Origin of the sequence: Mycoplasma sp. HS2188, from assembly GCF_025209835.1 — a bacterium.
Lineage (GTDB): Bacteria > Bacillota_I > Bacilli_A > Mycoplasmatales > Metamycoplasmataceae > Mycoplasmopsis.
Map to the genome: position 1 here is coordinate 1 of NZ_JAOAOI010000015.1, position 9,211 is coordinate 9,211.

Here is a 9,211-nt window from a genome sequence, read left to right on the forward strand (position 1 = left end):
TCTTTTGGCTCTAATTTGTAAGTCGCTCTTACACGGAATGTTACATTTTCGTTTTCATCATAAGTGATATCACTAAAATGATAGTCGTACTGATCTTGATTTAACATATTGCCAATTAACATTTTTGTTAATTTTAGCAATTTGCTTTGATCTTGTCCCGCTTCTTGATTTAGTTCGTTTATTTTTTCGCTAAAGTGTGCCGCTGTTAAATCCTTATCACCCAATCCTACAACATTAGGATCGTTTAAATCGTCTTTTGCTGTTCTAAAACCAGTAGTTTCAAAGTCTAAACTGATATCTCTTCTTTTAATTTTACCTGTAAAGTTGTATTTAACATCAGCTACGCCAACTCCGTTAACGTCGTTATAACCGTATGACAAAATAGTAACCCCGTAATCTTGTGGGTCAATTTTTTTATCTTTATAGTAAAAAACTATGTCATCAGCAGTAACTTCACCAACTTTTTTAAGTAAAGCTTCCGGTTTAATTTGTGGATATATATCTTTTTCTAATCTTGCTTCTAGGATCGCAATTAAACCGACGGTAGTAGTCGTCGCAACCGCTCCGGTGGCAAGAGTTGTTAAAATCTTTTTCTTCATTTTCCCTCTTTCTAGTTAGAAAAAGTGATGCTATTTATATTAATTTCTAACTATATTCAGTTTTACGAATTATAATTTTTTTTTTTTTTTTTTGCTAATAAATATTTTTAAAAATATTCTCTTATAAAAGTATTTTAGCTTAAATTCTAACACAAAATAACAAATAAAAACTCGTTTCGAACTCCTACAATTTAATGTGATTAAGTATTTTTACACGCTTATATCAGAGCACGATTTAACAAGTTATTTTTAAAAATATCTAATCTTAGTTGATTAGATTGCCTATATGCATTTTTTTAAAAAACTTAACAAAATAATATATGTAGATTTAAGCTTTTGGCTCGTTATTTGATAGATCTCTACTTTTAGAGAATAAGTTATTATATACCATTGAATTAAAAAACAAATTTTGCAAAAATATGAAAAATTTTCAAAAGTGCCTAAGTGAAAATCAAAAAAATAATGAAATTTAACTCGTGAAGCTCTCATATTATGAAATATTTTAAAACCTAAACCCACTTTGCATACGTTTTAAAATAAAAATGTCTCGAGTGAGACATAATTTTATTCTTTGACATAATTTTTAGCGAATTTACAATTTGGAAAGTTTTTGCAGCCAATAAATTTATTGCCAAAACGATTGGTTCTAATAATTAAATCGCCTTGATCTAAAGGACAAATTTCGTTGGCATATTCATACGATATTTGTGTATGTTCCATATTCAATTCGGCCTCATCATAAACCTTATTAAATCTTTCTCAAAAATCCTGCATAACAGGTATTAAGCTAGTTTTACTTTGGGCTATCAAGTCTAATTCTTCTTCAACTCTAGCTGTATAATTTTCCTCAATAATTTTAGGGAATGCATCAATTAATTTATCAATAACTATACGACCAAATTCAGTAGGTTTTAGCGCACCGGAGATACTTTCGGCATATTGTCTATCTAAAACAATTTTTACTGTAGAAGCAAATGTTGAAGGACGACCAACTTTAATATTATCTAGTGCTTCAATTAGAGAACCTTCACTATATCTAGCCGGTGGATTAGTTTGGTGATCGGTGATTTCGAATTTTGCGACATTAACAACTTGATTCAATTCATAATTAGGGTCGCTTATTTCTTCTTTTTCACCTTTAACTACATAATAACCATTAAATAAAATTTTGCTTGTTGCCAGTCTAAATTTGACACCATTTTTGTCAAATGTATATGATTTTGACATTCTAACAGGTGGTGTAATTAAAGCTTGTAAAGTGTGTTCGTAAATTAATTTATAAATTTGGTAGTCGTAATTATTTAAAGTAAATTTTTCTTTAGCCATTTCAGGAGTTAAACTAATATCGGTAGGTCTAATTGCCTCGTGGGCGTCTTGATCTCCTGAAAAACCTTTAATGTCTTTTGCTACGTACTCTGAGCCATATTTATTTAGTATATACTCACGAGCATTATCAATAAAGTATTGACTTAATCTCGTTGAATCTGTACGTGGATAGCTGATTAAACCACCATCGCCATACCCTTCATATAGACTTTGGGCTGCTCTTTGTGTTGATTGCGATGAAAATGGTGATTTTTTATATAAAACCGCTTGTTTAAGTGGTGTAATAGTTGGCATTTTTTTCTGACTTTGCTTAATATCACTCACGATTAATGATTGTGGTTGAGCAAGGATTAATTTAGCTATTTCAGCTTTTTCTTCTGTATAAATTCAATCTTTTTCGCCACTTGGATTTTTTTCGTTGTAGTAATCTGCTTTTAAATCAGAACTTAATTGTGCATTGGCTTTGTGGTATTTGCGTGGCACAAATGCTTCAATTAATTTTTCACGATCCACAATTAATTTTAGTGCAATTGATTGTACACGTCCTGCTGATGGTTTAGTTGGTGAATTTGATAGTTTTTGTTTCATTAATTTACTTAATTTGAAACCAATGATTCTATCCAACATACGACGTGCTTTTTGGGCGTCAATTAAGGCTTCATCTAGTTTTAAAGGTTTTTCGATTGCATTTAAAATAGCGTCCTTGGTAATTTCGTTATATTTGATACGTTTATATTTGTCTTCACATTTTAAAAAATGTACTAAGTGATCGCCAATTGCCTCGCCTTCACGGTCGGGGTCAGTTGCAATTAGAACTTCGCTTGCTTTTTTAACAGCGCTAGTAAGTTTTTTAACGATTGTTTTTTTGGTTGAATCAAGAATATACACTGGCTCTCATTCATTAATTTTTATACCCATAACGATATCGCCTGATGATCTGGTTGAAAGTTTGGTGATGTGACCAACCGAAGCAATAACTTCGTATTCGTCACCTAAATATTTTTTAATCGTAGCCACTTTATTTGGTGACTCTACTATTACTAATTTATTCATACTAATAAATTTATCACATTTGCGTTTGCTTGTCTAATAAATAAAATAAATATTAGGTATGGACTAAAAATAAATCGAGATCAAGACTCAAATTTAATAACTTCAATATATGCAGTTACATTGATTTTATTCAATCAATTGTTATAGTTAATAAGAAGTTTTTCTAAAATTGTAATAATTTAAAACACCGTAACTTTGATTACGGTGTTTAGGCTTTATTTTATTATCAAAATCGAGCAAAAATACTTAACTCAAATTAGATTGTGCTTTTGTTTCGATTTTGGCTATTAATTTTGTCAATGAAGGAATAACTAATTTATCAACTACTTTTTTAACTAAAAATCTTGGTAATATTGGAACAGCTTTTTTAACTAGCACTGTCGCAATTGGACTCATTATGCGGGCAGCTGATGCTGAAAATTGTTTATTATCGTCAATAAGAATTGCTATTTTAAATACTTTTAGTTTATTTAAAAGTTTTGTAGCAAAATTTGACTCTAATATTTTTTCATTAATTTTTGATTTAATTTTTTGTGTAAAGCTTAGTTTTTTATTCTCTGCTTTAATTTCTTCTTCACTTTGACTTGAGTTTTTAGGTTTTTGAAAGTCAAGTTTGATAAAGTCAGTTTCGATGTCATTTAAACGCAATTTGATTTTTAATGATCATCCGCCGTTTTTATTGTAATTAAATTCAGATATATCGATATTATCAGCAAAAGCCAATAGTGCGTTTTGTTTTAAAAATTCTTTCACTTCATTCACGACAGCATCATATTCTGCGGTTTTGTTAGTTTCGATAGCTTTTTGACGACTAACTCTTCCGTTTTTAACAAATTTTGAGTCCGCTGCACGAACTAATTTTTCTAATTTACCTACAAATCATGATTCAGGAACACGATAATTATTAAACTCAGTCTTTAAAAAAGACGCAGTTTCGTCAAGTTCATCTTTATTTGTTGGTGATAAAACTTCTATTTGTTCTCTTTCGCCACTTTCATCTAAAGAAAGAGTGATTGTTTGATCTGCAATTGGTAAGATTAAATTATTGAAATCATCACGTGATAATGTTTTACTAAATCTTTTATTACCTAAATTAATATTCAATGCAATTTTATTATATTCCTCACCAAGTGTTCTAACTGCACGCAATTCGTCTAAAAATGACGCATTGTTATCTTCATCCGCATTTGCTGGTGCCAATGTTATAGTTTTGGTTTTATACTCAATTTGGTGCTTTGGTTGTGGATCAATTTCAGATTTTCCACCATTATTTTCTTGCTCGTTAGCAGTTTTGCCACAAGCAACAGTCGATACAATAGGCAAAAAAGATGGTATTGAAATCGCTGTTAACAATAGTTTCTTCTTGTTCATTTTTCTCCTTTATTTTATGCAACGATTATATATAAAAAAAAAAAACGAGAGATTTTTGTCTTAGCAAGTCGAAAAACAGGTAATTTTTACATGTTTTTGTGTATATTTTTACTCAAAACTAGATATTTACCATTGATGTTAGATTGAATTTTAAATTATCTAGCTCACTTTAGCGTAAGAAATTAAATAAAAAACTAACCTGGCGGTTAGTATTTATTTGCATAAAGGTAAAATTCAATATTTAACCTAGTTTATTGATTTATAGACGCTTTCTTGTTCGTCAAAAATTAAATATTTATCATCAACCATTTTCTCTATTATTTCAATTAAATAATACATAGTTTTTTTGTTTAGTGAACTATAACCTAAGTAAGAAACTATTAGACGCATTAATGATAATTGATCAATGATTTTAACAGAGTTCATAATCTTAGTAATCAAATCAACATACTCGTAGTAATACACTGTCTCTGGAGTGCGTTTTTTGTTGATTTTAAATTTGAAATCTTTAGGCTCTAAATTAGGAGCAACTAAAAAATCATCGTCCCATTTAAAATCTAGATATGAGAGTTCTTCGAAAATTTTATTGGCGTGATATTGAACAATCGTTGAATATGTTTCTCTATCAAATAAGTAATTCAAAATTTTCTTCAAATGCGTGAAATGCAATGCTTGAAATTTAATAATTAATTTTTCCAACACTGATTGTGCATATTGCTCACCAAGTGAAGGTGATATTTGCGATTTGATCAAGAACTCATCTCAAAAATCAGGTAATGAATCAAATTCAATTTTAGTTTCTGCTTTACGTACAACTTTAAATAGTTCTTCTTGATTTTCCTCGTTATTTTGAATAGATTTGATAGGGCTTTTTATATTCTCAATAATGCTTTTTAATTTGTTTAATTGATTTGCTTTATTGCTGAATCAATCAGTTGACCAAATACGGTGAATTTTTCAGCCCCTTTTCTCTAATACTTCTTGTCTTAATCGATCTCTATCTCTCGCAGTTTTAGATGAATGGTAGGTGGCCCCATCGCATTCAATACCTAAAATGTAATTATTCGGATTTTGCGGATCAACAACAGCTAAATCAATACGATAGCCTGAACTACCAACTTGCGTTTTCACATCGTAACCTAGCTTGATTAACTCTCCATAAACTTCATGTTCAAATAGCGAATCAAAATCACCATCGTGTTTTAAATTGTCTACTAATTTGTTAACACTAAATTCAGCGGTTTGTAAGTAAGTTTTTAAAAATCTAACACCCCGTGAATTTGATCTGTTTAGGTCAATATCTTCTGAATTAAGCGAAGTGACAAGCAATAGACCACGTTTGGCTCTTGTAAACGCCACATTCAGTCTTTTATAGCCATTTTCGTTGTTAATTGGTCCAAAACGCATTGAAATTTTGCCAGTTGAATCAGGACCATAAACTGAGCTTATAATGATAAATTCTCTTTCGTCACCTTGTACAGTTTCAATGTTTTTAACAAAGAAATTGTCAACCTTATCTCTGTCGAAAAAGGCGCTAAAGCGTGGTTGGTCGTGCTTGAATTTTTCAATTTTGCGTTCTATTAATAATTGTTGTTCTTGATTGAAACAAACCACTCCCACACTCGCTTCAATACCATATTGTAAAATAATATTTTTTACTAATTCTATAACTTTATCAGCTTCTACTTCGTTGCGACGATCTAAGAAATAACCCTTAACATATATTTTGTTTATACCTTCAAATTTTTTAGGTTTAAGTTTGGATGGGAATGTTATTAAGTTATTATAAATTTCCCTATTTGAAGGATAAATTAACTCTTCAAAAAGTGAGCGATAATGTCATCTTAATTTGATTGTGTCAAGAGAGATATTGGCCATGTCTAAAATAGAATCAAAACCTTTAATTGAAACAGCATTTTGCTCTAAATCTTCAACTTCGCTATCTTGTTCAATTGTGTTAAAGAAGTTTGTTGGTGGCAATTGTTCACTATCACCAACAATAATTACTTGTTTCGCTCTGTATATTGCACCGATGGCAGTTTCGGGCTTAACTTGTGACGCCTCGTCAAAAATAACAGTATCAAAAACAATATCGCTATCTTTTAAATAGGCACTAACCGAAAGCGGCGACATCATTAAACACGGTTTTAATTGAAGTAACAAATTCGGTATTTTTTCAAATAATTTTTTAAAAGGCATTATTTTTCTTGATTTATTTGCTTCAGATTTCAGTATTTTGACCTCAATATTTTGACTTCCTAGACCTGTGCTTGTCGGAATATTATTGAGTAAATTAGCTTCCACCTTAACTCGCGCTAATTTTCTTACATTTTGTTCAACATTAAGGAACATATCTCTAAAAGTTTCAAGGTTTGAGTCATTAAATTGAGCAAAATGATCATGAATAATTTTGTCTACTAATAATTTATAAAAACGTTTTAAAAATATATCCATGAATTTATGTTTTGCTGATGAATTAAGTATCTTATCAGCAAAATCACTTAGACCTAATTTATCTAAATCACTGATTGTTCTATTGATAATTACCACAGTATTAAGATCATGTTTTTCGTTATTCAATTTGTGCATCATCTCTTTTAATTGTGGTATTGACAATTGAGTTAAATCAATGATTTTATCATTGAAATTCGTGTATATTTGATTGAAATTATTCAAAAATTTATCAATTGCCGCTAAGGTGTTTTGAATATCGTTTTTATAACGTATATCTGAGTTATATGTTTTGAAATATTCAACTTTATCAAGGTTAAAATCACCCCTATTTGAATTGACATCAATAATATTTGCCAACTCAATCATTTCTTTATTTTTGAATAAAATCTCAACACTTGAATCGATTGGTTTAATTATCATTGAATTTTTTAATTCAAGCAATTCACCTTTTAGCTGTTTAAAGATTAATAAATCATTTAAATTGGCTTCAATTACAGCCTTATCATTTGTTAGGGAATAATTTTTAATTATCTTTTTAACATATGTTCATTTAGGGCTGAAAAAACGAAATGCACTTTTGCTTTTTAATAAAAAGTAATCTCTGAATTTAACCAGGTCTTCTTTGACGATTTCAAGTTTAAAGATTGAGTTTAGTTTAGTTTTTAATTGTTCTAAGCGGTTGTTTTTTTCAATAGCTAAGCTATATTTGTCAATTTCTTCGCTGTAATCAGAAATATCAAAGATCTTTTGGTTGAATTTGTCAATATTGATAGTTTTTTCAAAAATATCTTTTAAATACAAAATATTTTGACAAAATCTTTGGTCATTAACTGTCAACGATTTGTGTGATTGCAATAAATTTTGATACAGATTATCAATATTTTGACTCAGTGAATTAATGTTATTAAATAAACGCTCTTTTTCTTCTTCAGTAATTCTAGTTCATTTGCTGCCTCATCACGAGCTAGTTTGAACGCTAAAATTGAAATAAGCACAATAATTTTCCAATTCATTGATTAACACTCTAAGATCATTAATTTTTTCTTCATCAATTGAATTGATCTCCGGGATCGAAAACAATAAATCTTCAGTATTTTTTATAGAGTAATAAAGGCCAATCAATTTATATAGACTTATGTTTAATGGTTTTCTTATTTTCAATAACTGAGCACCATAATCACTCAAAAAGCTGACAGTTTTTTGGTAATCTCTAACCATATTATTAGATATATTTTGGTCAATTACAATTTGCTTTTCAGCTTTTTCTAATGAATCAGCAAGGTTTTTTAAAATAATTTTTTTATCTAAATCAATACTATGAATAGGAATTGAATAATCACCCAAGCCAATTTTATTTAAATTATTGTAAACCACATCAAGGGCAGCTTTTTTCTCCGCCACAAAAAGAATTTTTTTATTTCTGGCTAATAACTCAGTAATAATATTAGTAATCGTGTGTGATTTACCTGTTCCGGGTGGACCTTGTAAAATAAAACTTTTGCCTTTAATAGCACTTTGAATTGCCACTTCTTGTGATGAGTCTGAATCTAAAATATGATAATAATTCGCAATATCGATTTTGCTTTCAACATTAGCCTCATTTATTAAATCTAATTCTGTAGTAGCATTTGTTTCTTCGTTGGAAACTGACTTAATAAATTCATTTTCAACAATTTTGTTTTCATTTTGTTCTAAATCAGCATACATATTAATTTTTGAAAAGCTAAATGTATCCAAATATACTAAATCTAAAAAACCTCAGCGTTCATCATGAAAATTATTAGTTAGCATTTCTTTTAAAAGTTCATATTTTTCATGATTAGTTTCACATTTTTCAAGTTCTTGTAAATCGATTTTGATACCAAAAGAATAATTTAACTTTTTCAATAGCGAATAGTTCGGCACTAATTGTGACTCTTCATCAAAAGAAAGTGAAAAAATTCCTTTGCTTTTAGCGTTGCTTTTAATACTCAAATTTGTCTGAACAAACATTAAAGGAGAATAATATTTATCTTCTGTTTCGCCATCATATCATTTCAATAAACCAATACTTAAAAAGAGTGTATTAATTGAATATTGATCAATAAAATCTTGATATTTTTTGTTAATTCTTTTCAAGATGGCAGCTTGATCTTTTTCGTCTGTATTGCTATAAAAATATTTTTCATCTAGTTGGCCTAATTGGTCAATAAGTGCCTCTGTATCGTAATACTGGACATACGATGAGGTTTGTTCATCATCTTCACGAAGCGATACGTTAGCTATTTCAATAGTTTTTTTAGGGGGTATAAAATGTTAGCAGGTAATATACATTTTGTTAATTCAATTATACACCATTCCAGGCGATTAAAATTTGAAAAACTGCTTTTCTTTTGGCTCTCTGTTTATATATATGGGGGGGTCTCTCT

Annotated in this window: 4 protein-coding genes; all 4 read right to left on the reverse strand. The window is 29.4% G+C overall.

The window, feature by feature from the left end:
- Positions 1 to 599 (reverse strand): hypothetical protein (locus N1F73_RS03380; protein ID WP_260360110.1); only part of this gene is annotated, 599 nt, incomplete at its 3' end.
- Between the two features lie 564 nt (positions 600 to 1,163).
- Positions 1,164 to 2,978, reverse strand: coding sequence for a type I DNA topoisomerase (gene topA / locus N1F73_RS03385; protein WP_260360111.1), 1,815 nt, complete (start codon positions 2,976 to 2,978; stop codon positions 1,164 to 1,166).
- A gap of 246 nt (positions 2,979 to 3,224) precedes the next feature.
- Positions 3,225 to 4,349 (reverse strand): hypothetical protein, encoded by a 1,125-nt coding sequence (locus tag N1F73_RS03390; protein WP_260360112.1) that lies wholly within the window; start codon positions 4,347 to 4,349, stop codon positions 3,225 to 3,227.
- A 246-nt stretch (positions 4,350 to 4,595) separates the two neighbouring features.
- The gene (locus tag N1F73_RS03395) at positions 4,596 to 9,092 is read right to left on the reverse strand and encodes an AAA domain-containing protein (protein WP_311733632.1); all 4,497 of its coding nucleotides are present in this window, start codon (positions 9,090 to 9,092) and stop codon (positions 4,596 to 4,598) included.
- Positions 9,093 to 9,211: the final 119 nt, after the last annotated feature.